This is a genomic window from Afipia clevelandensis ATCC 49720, from assembly GCF_000336555.1.
Classification (GTDB): Bacteria; Pseudomonadota; Alphaproteobacteria; order Rhizobiales; family Xanthobacteraceae; genus Afipia; species Afipia clevelandensis.
In genome coordinates, this window is the sequence record NZ_KB375281.1 from 1,620,768 (window position 1) to 1,643,439 (window position 22,672).

Sequence of the window (22,672 nt, forward strand, 5' to 3'; positions counted from 1 at the left end):
TACACCGCGCAGGCGTTCGCTGCAATGATCTCTGGCCCACAGCTCGGGGGCGCATCACAAAATCAAACCCCGCCGCGGCATCGCGGCGGGGCTGACAGGACGCGAGCGCCCCCGGGACTTTACGCGCTCACCTGCGCCAGCGCGGCGTTGAGCGTCTTGCTCGGACGCATCACGGACGCGCACTTTGCCGCATCCGGGAGATAATAGCCGCCGATATCCGCAGGCTGGCCCTGCACGGCAGCAAGCTCGGCGACAATCTTCTCTTCATTCTGGGCGAGCACCTCGGCCAATCCCTTGAACTTCGCCTGCAACTCCGGGTCTTCAGTCTGCGCTGCAAGCTCCTGCGCCCAGTACATCGCCAGATAAAACTGGCTGCCGCGGTTATCCAGTTCGCCGGTGCGCGGCGACGGCGACTTGTTGTTGTCCAGCAGCTTGCCGGTGGCGGCATCGAGTGTCTTGGCCAGCAGCTTCGCCTTCGGATTGTTGGTTTTCAGGCCCAGGTCTTCAAGCGAGACGGCGAGCGCCAAAAATTCGCCGAGCGAATCCCAGCGCAGGTGGTTCTCTTCCACAAGCTGCTGCACATGTTTCGGCGCCGAACCGCCCGCGCCGGTTTCATACATGCCGCCGCCGGCCATCAGCGGCACGATGGACAGCATCTTGGCCGAGGTGCCCAGCTCCATGATCGGGAAAAGATCGGTCAGATAGTCGCGCAGGATGTTGCCGGTCGCGCTGATCGTATCCTGCCCGCGGATCACGCGCTCCAGCGTGTAGCGCATCGCGCGCACCTGACTCATGATCTGGATGTCGAGGCCGCTGGTGTCGTGCTCGTGCAGGTACATCTTCACCTTGGTGATGAGCTGCGCCTCGTGCGGACGATACGGGTCCAGCCAGAACAGCACCGGCATTCCCGAGTTGCGGGCGCGAGTGACCGCGAGCTTTACCCAGTCGCGAACGGCCGCATCCTTGGTCTGGCACATGCGCCAGATATCGCCCTGCTCGACGTCCTCGCTCAGGAGAACTTCGCCAGTGGCGAGGTCGGTGATGTTGGCAACGCCGTCTTCCGGAATCTCGAAGGTCTTGTCGTGCGAACCGTATTCCTCGGCCTGCTGCGCCATCAGGCCGACATTCGGCACCGTGCCCATGGTCTTGGGATCGAAGTTGCCGTGCCACTTACAGAAGTTGATCATCTCCTGATAGATGCGCGCAAAAGTGCTTTCCGGCATCACCGCCTTGACGTCCTTGAGGCGGCCGTCGGCGCCCCACATCTTGCCGCCATTGCGGATCATGGCCGGCATCGACGCATCGACGATGATGTCGTTGGGCGAGTGGAAATTGGTGATGCCCTTGGCCGAGTCGACCATCGCCAGCTCGGGCCGGTGCTCATGGCAGGCATGGAGGTCGCGCTTGATCTCGTCCTGCTTGCTCTGCGGCAGCGTGGCGATCTTGTTGTACAGATCGACCATGCCGTTGTTGACGTTGACGCCGAGTTCGCGGAACAGCTCGTCGTGCTTCTCGAAGGCGTCGCGATAGAAAATCTTCACGCAGTGACCGAACACGATGGGGTGCGACACCTTCATCATGGTCGCCTTCACATGCAGCGAGAACATCACGCCGGTCTTGTAGGCGTCCTCGATCTCCTTTTCGTAGAACTCCAGCAGCGCCTTCTTGCCCATGAACATGGAGTCGATGATCTCGCGATCCTGCAGCGAGACTTTCGGCTTGAGCACGATGGTCTTGCCGCTCTTGGTGATCAGCTCCATCTTCACATCGCGGGCGCGATCCAGCGTCATCGACTTCTCGCCGTGATAGAAGTCGCCGCCGTGCATATGCGACACATGCGAGCGCGAGGCCTGGCTCCATTCGGCCATGCTGTGCGGATTCTTGCGCGCATAGTTCTTCACCGCCAGCGGCGCGCGGCGATCTGAATTGCCCTCTCGCAGCACCGGGTTCACCGCGCTGCCGATGCACTTGGCGTAACGCGCGCGGATCGCCTTCTCGTCGTCGGTCTTCGGGTTTTCCGGATAATCAGGAACCTTGTAACCCTTGCCCTGCAGTTCCTTGATCGCCGCCTTCAACTGCGCGACGGAGGCGCTGATGTTCGGCAGCTTGATGATGTTGGTCTCGGGCAGCAGCGTCAGCTTGCCTAGCTCCGCCAGATTGTCCGGCACGCGCTGCGGCTCGGTCAGAAACTCCGGAAACTCACCGAGAATGCGCGCGGCGACCGAGATATCGCTGGTTGTCACATTGATTCCCGCCGGCGCGGCGAACGCGCGCACGATGGGCAGGAAGGCGGCCGTCGCCAGCGCCGGGGCTTCGTCGGTCAGCGTGTAGATGATGGTGGGCGTCGCGCTCATGCGCTGGTTTCCTCGTCTCGTGACGTCCGGCACCGGAGATTCATCGGCATAGCTTGTATGGACACGGCTGGCGTGGACTGGCTTGCGTGGAATCGCCCGAAAACCGGTGATGCGGTGGCGTTTTGAAGGACTTCTTATCGCCGCAAAACCTGACATTTGCCATGACATTCATCAACTGATTTGTGCCTCTGGCCATCGCCGGGGCGTGTCCACGCGGTGAACAGCCACGCGAGCGTATCCGGCGGGCTAACCTCAAGATGCCAGGACCGCCAATTGCGCTTTTCCGGCGACCGCAATTCACCTTGCGCGGGTTCAATTGCACCTTTCCAACCGCCTGCCGGCTGATAGGTTTTTCAGGGCCGAACAACGCCACGCCGGGCTTTCAGCGCCACCCCGTGCGGTGTTACAACCCGCCCGCGCGGACGTGGCGGAATTGGTAGACGCAAGGGACTTAAAATCCCTCGATGGCAACGTCGTGCGGGTTCGATTCCCGCCGTCCGCACCAGCCGCCTCCCCGCAACCCAATGCAAAAAACATCGGCACGGCAGGCTTGCCTTGCAGATGCTGCGTCGAAAAGCCCGGCGGCATCGGGCCATGCCGATTGCAGACCGCAGGTTTGTCGCTAAAGTTGTTCCGCCGGACGGATCGCCGCGACAGCTTTTTCACGAGCTGGCGCGGATCGACATTGGATGTGATTCGTCATGCGCTGCCTCGTGGTTGCCGACCTGCACTACTCGCTGCCGCAGTTCGACTGGGTGCTGAACGCCGCCGCGCATTTCGACGTGGTGATCATCGCCGGCGATGCGCTGGACATCGGCTCGGTGGTCGACTTCCGGGCGCAAATCGTGGTGGTGCGGAAATATCTCAAGCTGCTCGCGGACAAGACGCGGGTGATCCTGTGCTCGGGCAATCACGATCTCGACGAGCGCAACAGCAGCGACGAGAAGATCTCACGCTGGATCGGCGACATCGGCAATCTCGGCATTGCCCATGACGGCGACAGCCTGACCATCGGCGATACGCTGTTTACCGTCTGCCCGTGGTGGGACGGCCCTCGGGTCAAGGCGCGGATCGGCGTGCAACTCGAAGAAGCGGCCACCGAACGCCACGGGCGCTGGATCTGGGTCCATCACGCCCCACCCGCCAACTCGCCGACAAGCTGGGCCGGCTCTCGCTTTCAGGGCGACATCGAACTCGTGCAATGGATTGAAACGTATCATCCGGACATCGTCCTGTCGGGACATGTCCATCAGTCGCCGTTCACGAAAGACGGCTCATGGTTCGACAGGATCGGCGACACCTGGGTGTTCAATGCCGGGCATCAGTTCGGCAGCCCGCCTGCCTTCATCGCGCTGGACCTCGGCGCCAATCGCGCGTTCTGGCTGTCCGCGGCGGGCGAACAGAGCATTGACCTCGGCGCACCGCTGCAGCGACCGGCAGGCGGCATCCCGGAATTTCCCGCGTGGCTTATAGCCGCGGGTCAGGCTGCCGGTCCGAGCCCGGCGATGCTTTCGAATCCGGCAGATTGACGAGAGTTTCGAGCACCTCGCCCACCATCTCCAGATGCGTGCCGTGTCCGGCATATTGCCGCTTGATGTCCGCGAGATATGTGGTCGCGGCATTCAGCCGCTGCGCAAGAACCCTGGCGACCAGCAGCGCGACTTCGGTCTTCTCGCGCAGGAAGCCGTCGCCATCGTCAATCCGGTACACGGTCGAGCCGGTGGCGGCCCGCACCGTTGCCGTGTGCGGCTGGCCGAGCAGCACCGACATTTCGCCCAGCACGGCGCCCGGCTCCGTCACCACGGCGACAACGGTTTCGCCTTTCAGCACTTCAAGCTCGCCCTCCAGCAACACGAACAGTTCACCGGTGGTCTCGCCCTCGCGCAGCAGCAGCGACTGCGCCGCGACATAGCTTTCCTGCCGGCCGATACAATGTTCAAGAACTGCACGCATAGAGGCCTCCGCGCTGATGGAACGAAGGCTAGGCCGCGCTGTTTAAAACGTCCATCGCATAGTGCCATCCCGAATGCGTAAATTGCCAGCACTCGGACGGGCGCGGTATTGTCCCCGTCCGGTCCGCCTTCGCGCGGACACAAAAAACAACAGGCTGAAGAGGACGCGCTGACGATGGCCCAGGCAAATTACGAACAGATCAAGTACGAGGTGCAGGACAACATCCTGACCATCACGCTCAATCGTCCGGACAAGATGAATGCGTTCACCCATGTCATGATGGATGAACTGATCTCCGCATTCGACGCCGCCGACGCCGACGACAATGTCCGCGCGATCATCGTCACCGGCGCCGGCCGCGCGTTCTGCGCAGGCGCCGATCTGTCCGAAGGCGGAAAGACGTTCGACCGCGCCGCCCGCTCGGACCGCAAAAGCGCGCCGCTCCGCCCGAATGGTGAAGTGGAATGGAGCGACGAGGCGGTGCGCGACGGTGGCGGCCGCGTGACGCTGCGCATTTTCAAATCGCTGAAGCCCGTGATCGGTGCGATCAACGGCGCGGCGGTCGGCATCGGCGTCACCATGCAATTGCCCATGGACATCCGCATTGCTTCGGAAGACGCGCGCTTCGGCTTCGTATTCGCGCGGCGAGGCATCGTGCCGGAGGCTGCGTCAAGCTGGTTCCTGCCGCGCATTGTCGGCATCTCGCAGGCGCTGGAGTGGTGCTATTCGGGCCGCGTGTTTCCAGCGCAGGAAGCGCTCGCCGGACGTCTGGTGAACAAGGTCGTGCCCGCGGATGAACTCATGACCACTGCGCGCGGCATCGCGCGCGAGATCGTGGAAAACGCCGCGCCGGTGTCGATCGCGCTGATCCGTCAGCAGATGTGGCGCATGCTTGGCGCGGACGATCCGATGGAAGCGCACAAGGTGGACAGCCGCGGCATTTACTCGCGCGGCCAGTCCGCCGACGTGCGCGAAGGCGTGATGTCGTTCCTCGAAAAGCGCCCGGCGAAATTCGCGCAGACGGTGTCGAAGGACATGCCGTCCTATTTCCCGTGGTGGACCGAGCGGGAATACAAGTAACCGCTATCGCATCGTAAGCACCACGCGCCCGATGGCGCGGCGGTCCATCAACAGACGCATCGCCTGCGCGTAATCCTCAAGCGGCAGGCGATGCGAGATGTTGGGGCTGATGCGGCGCGCTTCGGCAAGCCGCGTCAAATCCGCCATGCGCGCCACCGCAAGCGATGGATCTTTCCGCACGGCTTCGCCGGCCCGCACGCCCAGCACGCTCGCGCCCTTGATCAGCACCAGATTGGTTTTCGCCGCGCCGACGCCGCCGGTAAATCCGATCACCAGCAGCCGTGCGCCCCATGCGATGCAGCGCAGGCTGTCTTCAAATATCTGCCCGCCCACCGGATCGAACACAACATCGGCGCCGCGTTCGTCGGTGATGCGTTTGACCGCATCCTTGAATGGCTCGCGGGCGTAGAGCACGCCGTGATCCGCGCCGCGCTGCTTGGCGACGTCGAGCTTCTCCTCGCTCGACGCGCAGGCAATGACGGTCGCACCGGCCACCTTGCCGAGTTCGACGGCGGCAAGCCCCACCCCGCCGCCCGCGCCATGCACCAGCAGCACCTCGCCGGGCATGATCTGCGCGCGGTCATGCAGCGCATGCCAGGCTGTGCCATGCGCCGCGAGAAAGGCCGCGCCCTGCGCATAGTCGAAGGTCAGCGGCAACGGCGTCAGTTGATCGGGCGTTACCACGATCTCTTCGGCGTAGCAGCCGAACCGCGCCTTCACGATCACCCGGTCGCCGGGCTGAAAGCCGTTGTCCCCGGCAACCTCGATCACCTCGCCCGCCGCCTCCATGCCCGGCGTGAACGGCAGCGGCGGCTTGAGCTGATAGTCGCCCGCCGCCATCAGGATGTCGGGAAAGTTCAGACCGGCGGCATGGATCGCGACCCGCACCTGGCCCGGCGCCAGAGCGGCGCGCGGCACCTCTTCCAGCTTCAGCGTTTCAGGCGGCCCGAGTTCGCGGCAGACGACGGCGCGCGGCATGAAATGATCCTTAAAATTCCAGTGTTCGCAATGGCAATCGCCGTCATTGCGAGCGAAGCGAAGCAATCCAGCTTTCTTGGCACAAGAATGGATTGCTTCGTCGCTATCGCTCCTCGCAATGACGCTTATGCCATTGCCTTCTTCTCCAGCAACTTCGCGTGGATCAGCGGCAGGCGGTCATTGCCGAAATACATGTCGGTCTTGTCGAGATAGATGGTGGGCGAGCCGAACGCGCCGCGCGCGATCGCCTCATCGGTGTTGGCCTTGAGCTGATCCTTGACCGGCTGCTCGCCGATCCCAGCGAAGAATTTCGCAGGGTCGATGCCGACGCGCTCGCAGATTTTCGTCAGGACGTCATCCTTGGAGATATCCTGATCGTCGCCCCAATAAGCCTCGAACACCGCGGTCGCGAACGGAACGAGCTTGTCCGGTGCGGTCTGCTGCACCCAGATGCAGCCGCGCATCGACTTCACCGCATTCACCGGAAACACCGTCGGCGGCATGGTGATCTTGATGCCGGCGAGCCGCGCCCAGTCCTGCATGTCCTTTGCGGTGTAAGCCTGCTTCGCCGGGACCGGATTGGCGCGGGTCTCGTACATCGTCTTGTTGACGGTGTTGAAGATGCCGCCGACCAGAATCGGCCGCCATGTAATCGGCGCGCCAAGCTCTTTCGCCATCGGCTGGATATTGGTGAAGGCCAGATAGGTCCACGGGCTGGAGCAGTCGAAGAAGAACTCGATCATGGATGCGTTTCCTTATTGGTGCGTTTCATTCCCTTCGTCATTGCGAGCGAAGCGAAGCAATCCAGAGCAACACAGAAAGAGTTGATTGCTTCGTCGCTTCGCTCCCCGCAATGACAGTCTGTTGCATCTACTGCGCCTGCTGCGCAGCCTTGCCGAACATGGTCTTGCGCTGCTCCTCGGTGAACGGCGTCTTGTCGAACTTGCCCACAGCCAGCCCCTTCTGCACTTCGGGCCGCGCGCGCACGGTTGCGTACCAGCGCTTGATGTGCGGAAAATCGTCGAGGGTAAAACCCTGCGCCTTGTGGGTCATGGTCCACGGGAAGATGGCGATATCGGCAATCGAATACGCATCGCCCGCGACATAGGCGCCGGTCTTGCCGAGCTGCCGGTCGAGCACGGCATAGAGCCGCTCGGCTTCATCACGATACCGCTGGATCGCGTAAGGAATCTTGTCGGCGGCATAGAGCGCGAAATGACCGTGCTGGCCGAGCATCGGACCGAGCCCGCCCATCTGCCACATCACCCACTGGATCACCTTGAAGCGGCCGCGCACATCCTTCGGTAGGAAGCGCCCGGTCTTCTCGGCCAGGTAGATCAGGATCGCGCCGGTCTCGAACATCGGGATCGGCTCCCCGCCGTCGGCAGGCGCCTGGTCGATGATCGCGGGAATGCGGTTGTTGGGGCTGATCGCAAGGAATTCGGGCTTGAACTGGTCGCCGGTGCGGATGTTCACCGGGATCACGTTGTAAGGCAGCGCCAGTTCCTCCAGCATGATCGAGATTTTCCACCCGTTGGGTGTCGGCGCATAATAAAGGTCGATCATTGGATACCCGCTATTGTCTGGCGAGGTGCGACTCTAACCACGGCGGCTGTCACATTTCCATCCCGCAGGCGCGAATAGCTTGTTGCCCAAACCCCGGGCATGGCAGATAAGCGTTCAACAGCTTCAACAAGAACAACGGATATTTTTCATGCTGTTTCAAACGACCATTGCCGGTTCGCTGCCGAAACCAGACTGGCTTGCCGAGCCCAACACATTGTGGGCGCCGTGGAAGCTCAAAGGCGCGGAACTCACCAGCGCCAAGCGCGACGCCACGCTGCTCTGGGTCAAAATCCAGGAAGATGCCGGGATCGATCTTGTCACCGAGGGCGAACAGGCCCGCCAGCATTTCGTCCATGGCTTCCTCGAGCGCGTCGAAGGCATCGACTTCGCCCACAAGGTCGAGATGGGCATCCGCAAGGACCGCTACAAAGCCATGGTGCCGCAGGTGGTCGCGCCGCTGCAACTCAAGGGCCGCGTTCACGCCGATGAGGCGCAGGCCGCGCGGGCGCACACCACGCGCAAGCTGAAGTTTACCCTGCCCGGCCCGATGACCATCATCGACACGCTGGCCGACAGCTATTACGGCGACCGCGTCAAGATGGCGTTCGCTTTTGCCGAGTTGCTCAATCAGGAAGCCAAGGCGCTGCAGGCCGACGGCGTGGACATGATCCAGTTCGACGAACCGGCCTTCAACGTTTTCATGGACGAAGTGAACGACTGGGGCATCGAGGCGCTGACCCGCGCCGCCGCGGGCCTCACCTGCCAGACCGCCGTTCACATCTGCTACGGTTACGGCATCAAGGCCAACACCGACTGGAAGGAAACGCTCGGGGCCGAGTGGCGGCAGTACGAGCAGATTTTCCCTGCGATCGACAAGAGCCCGATCCAGCAGGTCGCCATCGAGTGCCGCAACTCGCATGTGCCGGTCGAACTCCTCAGCCTGCTCCAGAGCAAGATCGTGCAGGCCGGCGTCATCGACGTCGCCAGCGATGTGGTCGAGACGCCGCAGGACGTGGTGGAGACCATCGAGGAAGTCATGCAGTTCGTGCCCAAGCAGCGCATCATCGCGACAACCAACTGCGGCATGGCGCCGATGCGCCGCGACATTGCGGAGGCCAAGCTGCGTGCACTCGGCGCGGGCGCGAAGCTGGCAAGGGAGAAGTTCGGATAGCCGAACACGAAATCTTTACGCAGCCCCGTCCCGGATCGGCGGCTGGAACGACAGTCCCGTATCCCACGGGAAGAAGATCCAGGTGTCCTGCGACACTTCCGTGATGAAGGTATCGACCAGCGGTTTGCCCATCGGCTTGGCATAGACAGCGGCGATATGCGCCTGCGGCACCAGATCGCGCACGATGCGCGCGGTCTTGCCGGTGTCCACAAGGTCCTCGACCACCAGCAACCCCTTGCCGTTGCCGCCGCCGAGCCGTGACACCGCGTCCGAGATGCCCTTGAGCACCGTCGGCTCGCTGACCTGCGAGGTGTGGCTGTAGCTCGACACGCACAGCGTATCGATCACCCGAATGCCGAGTTCGCGCGCGATCACCGCCGCGGGCACGAGGCCGCCGCGCGTCACCGCAACCATGGCCTCGAACGGCCCCGCGCCGCTCAACCGCCACGCCAGCGCGCGTGCGTCGCGGTGGAACTGGTCCCACGACACCGGAAACGGTTTCCGCGCTTCATCACTCATCGCTGCGCTCCGTTACGCCATCTTCCGGACCATCGCCGTGGCGCTGGCGACGAGCTTGTCGTCCTGAAACAGCTCTCCGGCGAGATGAAGGATATCCCTGCCCGGCTTGGTCACGCGCCCTGTGCCCCGCACCTTGCCGATTTTCACCGGACGGTGAAACTGAACATTGATCGAGAGGGTCGGCGCGAACTCTCCGACAGCCAGAAACGTCGTCGAGGCGAGGCCCATGCAATCGTCCAGCATCGCGGACAGAAAACCGCCCTGCACGATTCCGATCGGGTTGGCGAATTCCGGCTTGCCCTCGAACGTCAGTTCAACGCTATGGGTGCCGAGATCGTAGCCGAGAATGTCGATACCGAGCGTCCTGGCGCATTCCGGCGTCGGGACCTTCCCGGCCGCGATGGCCTCGATCAGTCGCCCGGACATTATTTGGCAACCTTCAGGTTCGCCAGCATCGCCTCGACTTCCGCCATGGCGGCCCTGAGCTTGGCCTCGTCACGCGAGCGCACCACCACATTGGTGTTCGGCTTGCCGTTCTCGTCCAGGAACGGATAGCTGCCGATGCTGGTGTCGGGATTGGCTTCCTGAATGGCGCGCAGCGGCGTGCCGATGTCGCCTTCGCGCGCATTGGCCCGTACCGAGTCCGACAGCATGCGGACGCCGGACTTCAGCTTCGGCGACACGATGTCCATCATCGCCTGCATGATCGACGGAACGCCGGCCATCACGATCACATTGCCGATCTTGAAACCGGGCGCGAGGATGGTGGCGCTGGAAATCAGTTCCGCGCCGTCGGGAATGCGGGCCATCCGCAGCCGGGCCTCGTTCAGGTCGGCGCCGAACCGCTCCTGAAAGCGGGCCACAACCTCCGGGTGGTGGTCGATCTTGACCCCGAACGCCTTGGCGACGCTGTCGGCGGTGATGTCGTCATGGGTCGGCCCGATCCCGCCGGTGGTGAAGACATATGTGTAACGCTGACGCAGCGAGTCGAGCGCGTAGACAATCGCGTCTTCCTCGTCGGCGACCACCCGCACTTCCTTGAGGTCGATGCCGATATTGGTCAGGTATTCGGCGATGAAGCCGATGTTCTTGTCCTTGGTACGCCCGGACAGGATTTCATCGCCGATCACGAGAATGCCGGCGGTGACGATCTCAGTCATCTCAACTCTCCTCCTGCCCCGGACCTCCGGGTCACCAACTGCTACGCCATGATCCTTGCCATGATCTTTGGCGCAGGCAACGTCTTGAAGTCACGCACTTTTGCCGCATGACTGGGCAGCGCGCAGCCCGTTTTGAAGGCAGCGCTACGCAAGAACCCGCCAATTGCCTTGAGTCAATGCATATCGCGCTGGCCCAAGCCTTGCTACCATCCTTTGAACGGTGGATCATTCTCCCCGTTATCAAGATGGAAGCGTTCTGGTTTATGTCAGTTGCCTTCGATGAAATGAACGGACCCGGCGGCGCGCTCCGCTCCGCTTACCACGAACTCTCCCTCTGGCTGAAGGAGACCCCTCCGGACGCGCTGGAATATCGCCGCCAGGAAGCCGAACTGCTGTTCCGGCGCATCGGCATCACCTTTGCGGTCTATGGCGAGGCGGAGTCCACCGAGCGGCTGATCCCGTTCGACGTGATCCCCCGCATTCTCTCCGGCAAGGAATGGACAACGCTGGAAAAGGGGCTGAAGCAGCGCGTCAAGGCGCTCAACATGTTCCTGAGCGACATCTATCACAACCGCGACATTCTCCGCGCCAAGGTCGTTCCCGACGACCTGATCTTCCAGAACCCGGTGTTCCGGCCGGAGATGAACGGCCAGGACGTGCCGCACGATGTCTATGTCCACATCGCCGGGATCGACATCGTCCGCGTCGATGCCGAGAACTTCTATGTTCTGGAAGACAATGCGCGCACCCCGTCCGGCGTGTCCTACATGCTGGAAAACCGCGAAATCATGATGCGGCTGTTTCCGGACCTGTTCGCGCGGCATCGCGTCGCGCCGGTGGAGAACTATCCGGACGAACTGCTGGCCGCGCTGCGCTCGGTCGCGCCCGCGACCTCGAAGGCGGAACCGACGGTCGCGCTGCTGACGCCGGGCATCTACAACTCGGCCTATTATGAGCATTCGTTCCTCGCCGACAAGCTCGGCGTCGAACTGGTGGAAGGCCGCGACCTCATCGTCAAGAACGATGAAGTGTTCATGCGCACCACCGAAGGGCTGAAACGTGTGGATGTGATCTACCGCCGCGTCGATGACGATTTCCTCGACCCCCTCACCTTCCGCCCCGATTCCGTGCTCGGCGTGCCCGGCCTGATGTCCGCCTACATGGCCGGCAACATCACGCTGGCCAATGCTGTCGGCACCGGCATCGCCGACGACAAGGCGGTCTACAGCTACATGCCGGACATCGTGAAGTTCTATCTCGGCGAAGAACCGATCCTGAAGAATGTGCCGACCTATCGCTGCCGCGAAGCGGACGATCTCAAATACGTGCTCGACAATCTGAAGGATCTCGTGGTCAAGGAAGTGCATGGCTCCGGCGGCTACGGCATGCTGATCGGCCCCGCCGCGACCACCGAGCAGATCGAATCCTTCCGCGCCAAGCTGAAGAAGGAGCCGGAAGGTTTCATCGCCCAGCCGACGCTGGCGCTCTCCACCTGCCCCACCTGCACAGAGAAAGGCCTCGCTCCGCGTCACGTCGATCTGCGCCCGTTCGTGCTGACCGGCAAGGATCATGTCACCGTGGTTCCGGGCGGCCTGACCCGCGTCGCACTGAAGGAAGGTTCGCTCGTGGTCAATTCCAGCCAGGGCGGCGGCACCAAAGACACCTGGATTCTCGAGTAACACATGCTCTCGCGCACCGCTGAAAGTCTCTACTGGCTGGCCCGCTACGTCGAACGCGCGGAATATCTCGCGCGCACCATCGACGCGACCCTCCGCGCCACCTCCTTGCCCGATGCCTATGTCGGCAAGAGCAACGAATGGGAGTCGGCGCTGCTGACCGCGGGCATCGACGAAATCTTTCACCAGCATCACGAGGAAGCCAACGAACGCACGGTGGTCGATTTTCTGGCCTTCTCACCCGACAACCCGTCATCGATCCGCAACTGCATCGAGAACGCGCGGCTGAATTCCCGCTCGGTGCGCACCGCGCTCACCAGCGAGATGTGGGACACCATCAACAGCGCCTGGATCGAACTGCACGCGGCGTTCCCGCGCGGCGCGACCACGCGTGACCAATTGACGAAGTTTCTGCGCTTCGTGCAGGAGACGTCATTGCGCTTCGACGGCTCCGCCTACCGCACAATGCTGCGCAACGACGCCTACTGGTTCTCGCGGCTCGGCCTGCATGTGGAGCGCGCCGACAATACCGCGCGCATCCTCGACGTAAAATATCATGTGCTGCTGCCGGAAGAAGAACATGTCGGCGGCCCGCTCGATTACTATCAGTGGACGTCGATCCTGCGCTCGGTCTCCGCGCTCACCGCCTATCACTGGGTGTATCGCGAGACGCTGAAACCGTGGCTGATCGCCGATCTTCTGATCCTGAACGAGTCGCTGCCGCGCTCGCTGGCGAGCTGTTACGGCAATCTGGTGCGCAATCTCGACCAGATCGGCGTCGCCTATGGCCGTCAGGGCGCGGCGCAGCGCCATGCGCGCGGCGTTCGCAACCGGCTCGAACACAGCAACATGGACGATCTCTTCCAGCGCGGCCTGCATGAATTCATCCAGGAGTTCATTGCGGACAATGCGAGGTTGAGCGATACCATCTCGAAACAATATCTGATCTGATGCGATCCAAGCTCCATGTAAAAGCCGTCATGGCCGGGCTTGACCCGGCCATCCACGTCTTGCTTTAAAACTGCGCAATAAAAAAGACGTGGATGCCCGGCACGGCAGACAAGTTTACGCAGTCTGCGACTGCTATGGCCGGGGATGATGAAACTCAAAGTTGGCTGATACCGCCATGCGCCTGAAAATCGCTCACACCACCACCTACCGCTACGAGCCGCCCGCCACCGGCGTGATCCAGATCCTGCGCATGACGCCCGGCAGCCATGACGGGCAATACGTCGCCGACTGGCAGATCGACGTCTCCACCGATTCACGCCTCGATGTTCATGAGGACGCCTTCGGCAACATCACCCATGTCCTGACCCATGGTCCGCTGTCGGACCTGACCATTCGTGTCGAAGGGCTGGTCGAAACCCATGACACCAGCGGCGTGCTGCGCGGCGCGGACGAGCGCTTTCCGCCGAGCCTGTTCCTGCGCGCGACGCCGCTGACCGAGGCCAACACCGCGATGGCGAAGTTCGCCGGCGAGCTGCACCTCGAGGCCGCCGGCGATACGCTCGGCTTTCTTCATGCGCTGATGCTGCACATCAACGATCACATGACATTCGATGTCGATCCGACCAATGCCGGAACATCGGCGACGGATGCGTTCGCTTTGCGGCGCGGCGTCTGTCAGGACTACGCGCATATCTTCATCGCCTGCGCGCGCAGCGCCGGGGTCCCGGCCCGCTATGTCTCCGGCCATCTGCTGCGCTCCGACGGAATCGTCGCACAGGACGCAGGCCACGCCTGGGCGGAAGCCTATGTCGAAAAGCTCGGCTGGGTCGGGTTCGACACCGCCAACGCCATCTGCACCACCGAGGCGCATGTCCGCGTCGCCGTCGGGCTGGATTACCTCAGCGCGGCGCCTGCCCGCGGCACCCGCTATGGGGGCGGCATGGAAACGCTGGAGGTCGCCGTTCGGGTCGATCAGGCCGGACGGCAGAGCCAGAGCTGATGCTCTTTCTCACCGCTCCCCGCCTGCGGGGAGAGGTCGGAAACCGAGTGCGCGAGGTTTCCGGGTGAGGGGCAATTTCATCAATTCGCCTCATCCATTTTTTTAGCGCCTTAAAAGCCCCTCACCCCAACCCTCTCCCCGCAAGAGCGGGGCGAGGGAGAAGAACACCGCCGGTGACAGGTTGCCCCGCCCTGCTCCGCCGCGTAGAAATGCGCGGGACTGAGAGGCGGGAAACGGAATGACCTATTGCTGCGGAATCCTTGTTCGTGACGGTCTTGTGATGATGGCCGACACCCGCACCAATGCGGGCCTCGACAACATCTCCACCTTCCGCAAGCTGCATATCTTCAAGGACCCCGGCGAGCGCATCATGGCGATCGCGACCGCGGGCAACCTCGCCATCACGCAATCCGTGATCTCGACCCTGAACGAAGGACTGGAGGATCCGGAGACCGGCGAGCGCGAAACGCTGATGAACGCGCCGACCATGTTTCAGGCGGCGCAGCGCATCGGCCGCGCGATCCGCGAGGTTCACAAGCTGGAAGGCAACGCGCTGCGCGCCGAAGACATTTCGTTCGATGTGTCGTTCCTGTTCGGCGGCCAGATCAAGGGCGCGCGGATGCGCCTGTTCATGATCTACACCGCGGGCAACTTCATCGAATGCACCACCGACACGCCGTACTTGCAGATCGGCGAGCACAAATACGGCAAGCCGGTGCTCGACCGCGCGATCTCCTACGACGTCGATCTTTATGACGCGCTCAAGGTCGGTCTCGTCTCGATGGATTCGACCATGCGCTCCAATCTCGGCGTCGGCATGCCGATCGACATCCTGCTGGTGCGCCCCGACGCGCTCGACGCGGAGCTGGATTATCGCATCGAGGCGGGCGAGCCGTACTTCCACGACCTGCGCTCGCGCTGGTCGGCGGCGCTGCGCGCGGCGCATCAGAGCATTCCAAGGCCGCCATATGGAAATGTGAAATAGCCGTTTTCGTCATTGCGAGCGAAGCGAAGCAATCCATTCTTAGGAAAAGCTGGATTGCTTCGTCGCTAACGCTCCTCGCAATGACGATTGAGAAATCAACACCAAAGAAGAAAACAAAGGGAGAAACACATGTCCGCACTTAAGGTCGCCCTCGTCACCGGCGCCGGCTCCGGAATCGGCCGCGCCTCGTCGCTGGCGCTGATGAAGGCCGGGTTCTCGGTCGTGCTCGCCGGACGGCGCAAGGATGCGCTGGAGGAAACCGCCAGGCTCGGCAAGGATCACGGCAAGAGCCTCGTGGCGCCGAGCGACATGACCGACCCGGCCTCGATCGCCGCGTTGTTCGCCAAGACCATGGAGACGTTCGGCCGCCTCGACGTGCTGTTCAACAACGCGGGCGTCGGTACGCCGCCGGTGCCGCTGGAAGACCTCACCCTGCAGCAATGGCAGACCACGGTCGACACCAACCTCACCGCGCCGTTCCTTTGCACGCAGCATGCCTTCCGCATCATGAAGAACCAGACACCGCGCGGCGGACGCATCATCAACAACGGATCGATCTCGGCCTATGCGCCGCGCCCGTTCTCCTCGCCCTATACGTCGACCAAGCACGCCATCAGCGGCCTCACCCGCGCCACCGCGCTCGATGGCCGCGCCTATGACATCGCCTGCGGCCAGATCGACGTCGGCAATGCCGCCACCGAGATGACCGAGCGCATGACCGGCGGCGTGCTTCAGCCGCGCGGCGATACCATGGTCGAGCCGCGCATGGATGTGCAGAACGTCGCCGACGCCATCGTGTTCATGGCGACGCGCCCGCTCGACGCCAACGCGCTGTTCCTCAACATCATGGCGACCAAGATGCCATTCGTGGGACGGGGCTGACGATCTATGCGCGCGCACATCGTCCTCGCTCATCCCGAGCCGAAATCCTACAACGCGCACCTGGCCGCAACCGGCCGGGAGGCCCTTGAACGGAAAGGCTGGTCGGTTACCGTCTCCGATCTTTACCAGATGGGATTCGATCCCTGCGAGCGCCCGGAGCATTATCTCGCGCCGCTGGATCGCAGCCGGTTCGATGTACAATCCGAGCAGCGGCATGCATCCGCCTCGCAAACGATCCCGTCCGATGTTGCCGCCGAAATCGCGCGGCTCGATCAGGCGGACCTGCTGATCCTGCAATATCCGATGTGGTGGCACCTGCCGCCCGCGATACTGAAAGGATGGTTCGATCGCGTTTTCATCTACGGCGACGTCTACACCAGCAAGAAGCGCTTCGAGAACGGCCGGTTTGTCGGCAAGAAGGCGATGCTGTCGGTAACGGTCGGCACCAGCGAAGATACCTATGCCTATAACGGACGCAGTGGCGACATCGACCTGCTGCTGTGGCCGGTCAATTTCTCGCTCGCTTACGGCGGATTTTCGGTGCTCGAGCCTTTCGTCGCCTATGGCGTGGAAGCGGGCTTACGCTATTCGGACTCATCGTCGGTGGAAGCGCGGCTGAAAGCGATCACCACCGATTTCGCAACAACCCTGTCGCGGGTCGAAACCATTCCTGCGATCCCGTTCAACCAGATGGCCGACTGGGGCGGAGATGGACGGATTACGCCGGACGCGCCGGTCTATTCGCCATTCATCCGCCGCAAGCCGCAACTCGAGCTTGAGTGATCGCCGTGGTGGGAGACGGCGCGCCAGTTCAGGCCGTCAACTCCACCGTCTCGAAATCGGCGGGCAGGATCACTTCCAGCAGTTCGCACTCGTCGGAGTAATCGCGGATCAAATGCCGGATACGCGGCGGCTGTGTCCAGCAGCTTCCCTCGCGCATCAGGATTTCGCCCTGCCCCTCCAGATAGGTCTTCACCCAGCCTTTAAGGACATAGACCATCTGGAATTCGACATCGTGCAGATGCAGCTTGGAGACTTCCTGCGGATTGCACGGCCCGATCAGGCGGATGACGTGGGCGCGCGCAAGGCCGTGGGTGCCCTTGGCGATGCCGAGATCGCGGTATTCGGCATAGGCGCGCAGGCCGTCGGCGCGGAAATCTTCCTCGCGATGATGGCTGACGACGAAACGCTGCTTCGGGCGTACGGGCTTGGCTGTGCGAACCGCCGTTGCACCCGGCTTGCGGGCTGTAGCGCGTGATGCGGATGCCGCCGTCTTGCGCGGAGCGGATGCCTTCACGGCGGCTTTGCGCGCCGCCGGCTTCGAGTTCGTTTTGGCCTTTTTCGTTTTGTTTGTTTTGGCCGGTTTCTTCTGAGCCATGCACGCCTCCCTTCCAGCGGCATCAACGATGCCGCGCGGCAAGGCAAGGTTAGCGGCTGGCAGTCAGCCGGACAATCCGGCTGACGACCTCAGTGCAGCCGGAAGACGCCGTCGATGGCCTTGATCTCCGCAGGCTTGATCAGCTTGGAATGCGCGACCGTGACCGACACCAGCGGCCCCTCCAGCTTTTCCTGCCAGAAGGCGAGAAAGTCCTTCAGCGCCGGAAAGTTCGGAAACAGGTCGTAGTTCTGCCAGACGTAGGATTGCAGCAGCCAGCGGTGATCGGGGCGCCGGTAGAGAATTTCGGCCGTGGTCAGGCCGTAACCGGCGAGTTGCCGCTTGAAGTCCTCCGAGACGTTGCCCTGAGGAACGGTCGCAGTCGAAACCATCAGAACCTCCTTAAAGAGGCGCGATGATCGCGAACCGGATTCCACGTCGCGACCAAACGCGCTTGAGGAAAAACCTGACGCAGTACGAAGGCTCATCTCAAGACCAAACTTTGAATAAATTGTTAATAATCAAAGCACTGGCAGCATCGCGTCAGGACTGCTGACAGAACCGTCACCCGAACAGATGCGCCAGATAGAACGCCGCGCCGGCGGCAAGCCCGCCCACCAGCGCGGTCTGGAATCCGGATTTCAGCATGCTGATGCCGGTCAGCCGTCCTTTCACCGCGCCGAACACCGCAAGCGCAATGCCCGTGCAGACCACCGAATAGATCAGCGCCGTGCGCAGTTCACCGGTGAGCATGTAAGGCAACAGCGGGATCAAACCGCCGACGAGATAGGACACCGCGATCGTCGCCGCGCTGATCGGTGCACGCTTCGAGTCGGGTTTCTCGAGACCGAGCTCGAAGCGCATCATGAAATCGACCCAGCGCTTCTTGTCCGCTGACATCGCGGCCACCACCGATTCCAGCGCGTCGCCCTTCAACCCGTAGGCGGTGAAGATGTCGCGCACCTCGCCGATCTCGGCCTCGCGCATGTTGTCGACTTCCCAGGCCTCGCGGCGCTCCTCTGAAGCAAAGTGCTCCTGATCCGTCCTTGCTGCGAGATAGCCGCCAAGGCCCATGGCGATGGCGCCGGCCGCGATCTCCGCAAGGCCCGCGGTGACGATGAGCTGCGTCGATGTCACCGCCGCGGACAACCCAGCCGCCAGCGCGAACGGCACGGTGAGGCCGTCGGCCATGCCGATCACGACATCGCGGACGGAGGCGGAGCCAAGGAAATGACGTTCGACATGGGGCGTGGCGGGCATCGGCAGGATTCTCCGAAAGGAACTCTGCCCGTCATATATTTAGAACAATTCTAAATTCAAAGTCTCAGCCACGCAGGACGGAAAGCCATCAGCGGAAAATGCTCCACCGCGCGGTTAATGATGAGACGGAATTTCTGGCAGCCGTCACACGCGAGTGCCAATTTTTCTGCTACAGACCCTTGCCCGGCGCGCGCCATGGGCCTATGTCCGTTCCAGTTGTGGGTAGCACTCGCTCACCCTGACTGCTAACCTAGCAAAAACACAGACTTATCAATCTATTAGGAGGACTGCATGAAATTCCGTCCGCTTCACGACCGCGTCGTGGTCAAGCGCATCGACGCCGAAGAGAAGACTGCTGGCGGCATCATCATTCCGGACAGCGCCAAAGAGAAGCCCTCCCAGGGCGAAATCCTTTCGGTGGGTCCGGGCGGCCGTGACGAAGCCGGCAAGCTGATCCCGATCGACCTCAAGGTCGGCGACATCGTCCTGTTCGGCAAATGGTCCGGCACCGAGGTCAAGATCGACGGCCAGGAAGTGCTGATCATGAAGGAAAGCGACATCATGGGCGTCATCACCGAGACCGGCGCCAAGAAGAAGGCCGCCTAAGCCACGCCATTAGCCTCATCCTGAGGAGCCGGCGCAGCCGGCGTCTCGAAGGATGAGATCCACGACCATCCACTCATCCTTCGAGACGCCCGCAAGGGGCGGGCTCCTCAGGATGAGGTTTCGTTCAAACGGAGACTCACATGTCAGCCAAAGAAGTCAAATTCGGCGTCGACGCCCGCGACAAGATGCTGCGCGGCGTGGACATCCTCGCCAACGCCGTGAAGGTGACGCTCGGTCCGAAGGGCCGCAACGTCGTTCTCGACAAGTCGTTCGGCGCACCCCGCATCACCAAGGACGGCGTCACCGTCGCCAAGGACATCGAGCTTGAAGACAAGTTCGAGAATATGGGCGCCCAGATGGTGCGCGAAGTGGCCTCCAAGTCGGCGGACCTCGCCGGTGACGGCACCACCACCGCGACCGTTCTCGCCCAGGCCATCGTGAAGGAAGGCGCCAAGTCGGTTGCCGCCGGCATGAACCCGATGGATCTGAAGCGCGGCATCGACCTCGCTGTGGAAGCTGTGGTCGCGGACCTCGTCAAGAATTCCAAGAAGGTCACCTCGAACGACGAAATCGCCCAGGTCGGCACCATCTCGGCCAACGGCGACAAGGAAATCGGCGACTTCCTCGCCAAGGCCATGGCGAAGGTCGGCAACGAAGGCGTCATCACGGTTGAGGAAGCCAAGTCGCTCGACACCGAACTCGATGTTGTCGAAGGCATGCAGTTCGACCGCGGCTACATCTCGCCGTACTTCGTCACCAACGCCGACAAGATGCGCGTTGAATTCGACGACGCCTACATCCTGATCAACGAGAAGAAGCTCTCCTCGCTGAACGAACTGCTCCCGCTGCTCGAAGCCGTGGTGCAGACCGGCAAGCCGCTGCTGATCGTTGCGGAAGACGTCGAAGGCGAAGCTCTCGCCACCCTCGTCGTCAACCGTCTGCGTGGCGGCCTGAAGGTCGCGGCCGTGAAGGCTCCGGGCTTCGGCGATCGCCGCAAGGCCATGCTGCAGGACATCGCGATCCTGACCGGCGGCCAGGCGATCTCGGAAGACCTCGGCATCAAGCTTGAGAACGTGACCCTGAACATGCTGGGCCGCGCCAAGAAGGTGATGATCGACAAGGAGAACACCACCATCGTCAACGGCGCCGGCAAGAAGGCCGACATCGAGGCGCGCGTTCAGCAGATCAAGGCGCAGATCGAAGAAACCACTTCGGACTACGACCGCGAGAAGCTGCAGGAGCGTCTGGCCAAGCTCGCAGGCGGCGTCGCGGTGATCCGCGTCGGCGGCGCGACCGAGGTTGAGGTGAAGGAGCGCAAGGATCGCGTTGATGACGCGATGCATGCGACCCGTGCGGCTGTTGAAGAAGGCATCGTTCCGGGCGGCGGCGTCGCCCTGCTCCGCGCCTCCGAGCAGCTCAAGCGCATCAAGACCCAGAACGACGACCAGAAGACCGGCGTCGAGATCGTCCGCAAGGCGCTCTCCGCTCCGGCCCGCCAGATCGCCATCAACGCTGGCGAAGACGGCTCGGTCATCGTCGGCAAGGTGCTCGAGAAGGATCAGTATTCCTACGGCTTCGACTCGCAGACCGGCGAATACGGCAACCTCGTCTCCAAGGGCATCATCGACCCGACCAAGGTCGTCCGTGCGGCGATCCAGAACGCAGCTTCGGTTGCGTCGCTCCTGATCACCACTGAAGCGATGATCGCCGAAGTGCCAAAGAAGGGCGGCGCGGCTGCTCCGGGCGGCATGCCCGGCGGCGGCATGGGCGGCATGGATTTCTGATCCACGCGTCTTTCGCAGTTACGAAATGCAAAACCCCGGCAGCGATGCCGGGGTTTTTGTTTTGCGTTAGCTCTTGCCTCCCGCCTACTTGTCCGCGTGCTTGAGGATCGACTTCAGCAGTCCCGGAAAGCGCGCGTTGATGTCGGCCTCGCGCACGGCGTTGCGATGCTCGACGCCCTGCTTGGTGGTGTGGATCAGGCCCGCCTCGCGCAGCACGCGAAAATGGTTCGACAGCGTCGACTTGGCCATCTCCGGGCACGGCGCCGCCGCCGTACACGACATGCAATCCTTCTGGCCGATCAGTCCCTTGACGATCATCAGCCGCGTCGGATCGGCCAGCGCGGCGAGAACGCCGGCCAGCGTGATGTCCTGACGCGCGGGGTGAACGAACTGCACCATAAAAATAATATAGGCCGCCCCTTGATCTGGTTCAATAGTTCAATACTTCCGAACTATTGAATCAACCAGAAGGTCCGGACGACGGATCGGACAGACAGGTCAGGGACAACGATCATGACGAAGAAACTTGAAGGCAAGGTCGCGCTGGTCACCGGCGCATCCAAGGGCATCGGCGCGGAAATCGCGCTTCAGCTCGCAGAGGAAGGCGCCAACGTCGCCGTCAACTATGCGTCGAGCAAGCAAGGCGCGGACGATGTGGTGGCCAAGATCAAGGCCAGGGGCGGCAAGGCCGTGGCCGTGCACGGCAACCTCTCCGAGGCCAGGGCCGCGAAGTCCGTGGTCGCGGAGGCCGTGAAGGCGCTCGGGCCGATCGACATTCTGGTCAACAACGCCGGCGTCTACGAATTCGCCCCGCTCGAGGCCATCACGCCGGAACACTTCCACAAGCACTTCGACCTGAACGTGCTGGGTCTCCTGCTGGTCTCGCAGGAAGCCGTGCAGCACTTCAATGCGAACGGCGGCAGCATCGTCAACATCTCGTCCGGCGTCTCGACCATCACGCCGCCGGGCTCGGCGGTCTATACTGCGACCAAGGCGTCGGTGGACGCCATCACGGCGGTGCTGTCGAAGGAGCTGGCCGCGCGCAAAATACGCGTGAATGCGGTCAATCCCGGCATGATCGTCACCGAAGGCGTGAAGTCCGCGGGCTTCCATGAAGGCGAGCTGCGCACCTGGATCGAAACCGCCACCCCGATGGGCCGGGTCGGCAAGGTCGAGGAGATCGCCTCGGTCGTCACCTTCCTCGCCTCCGAAGGCGCGTCCTACATCACCGGCGAAACGCTGCACGTCACCGGCGGGTTCAGGTAGGCGGCCGACAGTCCAACGCCTCTGCGTTACGGCTTGGGCGATATCGGACCTCTGAGAGAAGCTGTCCTTCCGGACGCGGCGCGGCATCCTTCATGCCGCTCCGCGG

24 protein-coding genes and 1 tRNA gene are annotated in these 22,672 nt (G+C 62.5%); 13 read left to right on the forward strand and 12 right to left on the reverse strand.

From position 1 onward, the window contains the following. Positions 1-119 precede the first annotated feature (119 nt). Complete coding sequence (locus HMPREF9696_RS07610) at positions 120-2,354, reverse strand: NADP-dependent isocitrate dehydrogenase (protein ID WP_002712392.1); 2,235 nt, start codon at positions 2,352-2,354, stop codon at positions 120-122. Positions 2,355-2,772: 418 nt separating this feature from the next. Here HMPREF9696_RS07610 and HMPREF9696_RS07615 point away from each other — a divergent pair. Both HMPREF9696_RS07615 and HMPREF9696_RS07620 read left to right on the forward strand, forming a co-directional pair. Next, positions 2,773-2,859 (forward strand) — tRNA-Leu (locus tag HMPREF9696_RS07615). Positions 2,860-3,055: 196 nt separating this feature from the next. Further along, positions 3,056-3,883 carry a metallophosphoesterase family protein gene (locus HMPREF9696_RS07620; protein ID WP_002712393.1) on the forward strand — a complete coding sequence of 276 codons (828 nt, stop codon included), beginning with the start codon at positions 3,056-3,058 and terminating at the stop codon, positions 3,881-3,883. Here the strand turns inward: HMPREF9696_RS07620 and HMPREF9696_RS07625 are convergent. Then, a complete protein-coding gene (locus HMPREF9696_RS07625; protein WP_002712394.1) occupies positions 3,822-4,307 on the reverse strand; it encodes a cyclic nucleotide-binding domain-containing protein in 486 nt (161 codons plus the stop codon). The two genes, HMPREF9696_RS07620 and HMPREF9696_RS07625, sit on opposite strands and share 62 nt — an antisense overlap. A gap of 174 nt (positions 4,308-4,481) precedes the next feature. Between HMPREF9696_RS07625 and HMPREF9696_RS07630 the strand changes: the two genes are divergently transcribed. Further along, on the forward strand, positions 4,482-5,387 hold the full coding sequence (locus tag HMPREF9696_RS07630; protein WP_002712395.1) for a crotonase/enoyl-CoA hydratase family protein: 906 nt from the start codon (positions 4,482-4,484) through the stop codon (positions 5,385-5,387). Positions 5,388-5,390: 3 nt separating this feature from the next. Here HMPREF9696_RS07630 and HMPREF9696_RS07635 read toward each other — a convergent pair whose 3' ends face one another. From HMPREF9696_RS07635 to HMPREF9696_RS07645, 3 genes are all read right to left on the reverse strand, one after another. Beyond that, a complete protein-coding gene (locus HMPREF9696_RS07635; protein WP_002712396.1) occupies positions 5,391-6,365 on the reverse strand; it encodes an NADPH:quinone oxidoreductase family protein in 975 nt (324 codons plus the stop codon). Positions 6,366-6,490: 125 nt separating this feature from the next. Then, positions 6,491-7,108: a 2-hydroxychromene-2-carboxylate isomerase gene (locus HMPREF9696_RS07640; RefSeq protein ID WP_002712397.1), complete on the reverse strand. Its 618-nt coding sequence runs from the start codon at positions 7,106-7,108 to the stop codon at positions 6,491-6,493. Between the two features lie 127 nt (positions 7,109-7,235). After that, positions 7,236-7,931, reverse strand: coding sequence for a glutathione binding-like protein (locus HMPREF9696_RS07645; protein WP_002712398.1), 696 nt, complete (start codon positions 7,929-7,931; stop codon positions 7,236-7,238). 148 nt (positions 7,932-8,079) lie between these two features. Between HMPREF9696_RS07645 and HMPREF9696_RS07650 the strand changes: the two genes are divergently transcribed. Then, the gene (locus tag HMPREF9696_RS07650) at positions 8,080-9,102 is read left to right on the forward strand and encodes a methionine synthase (RefSeq protein WP_002712399.1); all 1,023 of its coding nucleotides are present in this window, start codon (positions 8,080-8,082) and stop codon (positions 9,100-9,102) included. 15 nt (positions 9,103-9,117) lie between these two features. Here the strand turns inward: HMPREF9696_RS07650 and gpt are convergent, their stop codons facing one another. From gpt to HMPREF9696_RS07665, 3 genes are read right to left on the reverse strand one after another with little or no spacing between them, the layout of a single operon-like run. Then, positions 9,118-9,621 carry a xanthine phosphoribosyltransferase gene (gpt, locus tag HMPREF9696_RS07655; protein ID WP_002712400.1) on the reverse strand — a complete coding sequence of 168 codons (504 nt, stop codon included), beginning with the start codon at positions 9,619-9,621 and terminating at the stop codon, positions 9,118-9,120. A 12-nt stretch (positions 9,622-9,633) separates the two neighbouring features. Then, entirely contained in the window at positions 9,634-10,047 is a 414-nt protein-coding gene (locus HMPREF9696_RS07660) for a PaaI family thioesterase (protein WP_002712401.1), read from the reverse strand. Beyond that, positions 10,047-10,781 carry a competence/damage-inducible protein A gene (locus HMPREF9696_RS07665; RefSeq protein WP_002712402.1) on the reverse strand — a complete coding sequence of 245 codons (735 nt, stop codon included), beginning with the start codon at positions 10,779-10,781 and terminating at the stop codon, positions 10,047-10,049. The genes HMPREF9696_RS07660 and HMPREF9696_RS07665 overlap by 1 nt, the downstream gene beginning before the upstream one ends. 263 nt (positions 10,782-11,044) lie before the next feature. Here HMPREF9696_RS07665 and HMPREF9696_RS07670 point away from each other — a divergent pair, with 263 nt between their 5' ends. The 6 genes from HMPREF9696_RS07670 to HMPREF9696_RS07695 all read left to right on the forward strand — a co-directional run bounded on the left by HMPREF9696_RS07670 (position 11,045) and on the right by HMPREF9696_RS07695 (position 17,058). Then, complete coding sequence (locus tag HMPREF9696_RS07670; RefSeq protein ID WP_040301884.1) at positions 11,045-12,460, forward strand: circularly permuted type 2 ATP-grasp protein; 1,416 nt, start codon at positions 11,045-11,047, stop codon at positions 12,458-12,460. Positions 12,461-12,463: 3 nt separating this feature from the next. Further along, positions 12,464-13,408: an alpha-E domain-containing protein gene (locus HMPREF9696_RS07675; protein WP_002712404.1), complete on the forward strand. Its 945-nt coding sequence runs from the start codon at positions 12,464-12,466 to the stop codon at positions 13,406-13,408. A 175-nt stretch (positions 13,409-13,583) separates the two neighbouring features. Further along, complete coding sequence (locus tag HMPREF9696_RS07680) at positions 13,584-14,408, forward strand: transglutaminase family protein (RefSeq protein WP_002712405.1); 825 nt, start codon at positions 13,584-13,586, stop codon at positions 14,406-14,408. A 238-nt stretch (positions 14,409-14,646) separates the two neighbouring features. Beyond that, positions 14,647-15,393 (forward strand): proteasome-type protease, encoded by a 747-nt coding sequence (locus tag HMPREF9696_RS07685; RefSeq protein ID WP_002712406.1) that lies wholly within the window; start codon positions 14,647-14,649, stop codon positions 15,391-15,393. A 129-nt stretch (positions 15,394-15,522) separates the two neighbouring features. After that, positions 15,523-16,275, forward strand: a complete 753-nt coding sequence (locus HMPREF9696_RS07690) for an SDR family oxidoreductase (protein WP_002712407.1) — start codon at positions 15,523-15,525, stop codon at positions 16,273-16,275. Positions 16,276-16,281: 6 nt separating this feature from the next. Then, positions 16,282-17,058, forward strand: coding sequence for an NAD(P)H-dependent oxidoreductase (locus tag HMPREF9696_RS07695; protein WP_002712408.1), 777 nt, complete (start codon positions 16,282-16,284; stop codon positions 17,056-17,058). Positions 17,059-17,086: 28 nt separating this feature from the next. On the opposite strand, the gene HMPREF9696_RS07700 is transcribed toward HMPREF9696_RS07695, so the two are convergent. The 3 genes from HMPREF9696_RS07700 to HMPREF9696_RS07710 form a co-directional block, all read right to left on the reverse strand. Continuing rightward, entirely contained in the window at positions 17,087-17,653 is a 567-nt protein-coding gene (locus HMPREF9696_RS07700) for a cupin domain-containing protein (RefSeq protein ID WP_002712409.1), read from the reverse strand. A gap of 89 nt (positions 17,654-17,742) precedes the next feature. After that, positions 17,743-18,042: an usg protein gene (locus HMPREF9696_RS07705; protein ID WP_002712410.1), complete on the reverse strand. Its 300-nt coding sequence runs from the start codon at positions 18,040-18,042 to the stop codon at positions 17,743-17,745. 172 nt (positions 18,043-18,214) lie between these two features. Continuing rightward, on the reverse strand, positions 18,215-18,910 hold the full coding sequence (locus tag HMPREF9696_RS07710) for a VIT1/CCC1 transporter family protein (protein ID WP_002712411.1): 696 nt from the start codon (positions 18,908-18,910) through the stop codon (positions 18,215-18,217). 291 nt (positions 18,911-19,201) lie between these two features. Here HMPREF9696_RS07710 and HMPREF9696_RS07715 point away from each other — a divergent pair, with 291 nt between their 5' ends. Continuing rightward, entirely contained in the window at positions 19,202-19,516 is a 315-nt protein-coding gene (locus tag HMPREF9696_RS07715; protein ID WP_002712412.1) for a co-chaperone GroES, read from the forward strand. A gap of 140 nt (positions 19,517-19,656) precedes the next feature. Next, positions 19,657-21,300, forward strand: a complete 1,644-nt coding sequence (gene groL / locus HMPREF9696_RS07720; protein ID WP_002712413.1) for a chaperonin GroEL — start codon at positions 19,657-19,659, stop codon at positions 21,298-21,300. Positions 21,301-21,384: 84 nt separating this feature from the next. Here the strand turns inward: groL and HMPREF9696_RS07725 are convergent, their stop codons facing one another. Beyond that, positions 21,385-21,699, reverse strand: coding sequence for an ArsR/SmtB family transcription factor (locus tag HMPREF9696_RS07725; RefSeq protein ID WP_002712414.1), 315 nt, complete (start codon positions 21,697-21,699; stop codon positions 21,385-21,387). Positions 21,700-21,813: 114 nt separating this feature from the next. On the opposite strand from HMPREF9696_RS07725, the gene HMPREF9696_RS07730 reads away from it, so the two are divergent. Beyond that, entirely contained in the window at positions 21,814-22,566 is a 753-nt protein-coding gene (locus tag HMPREF9696_RS07730) for an SDR family NAD(P)-dependent oxidoreductase (protein ID WP_002712415.1), read from the forward strand. The last annotated feature ends 106 nt before the right edge of the window (positions 22,567-22,672 follow it).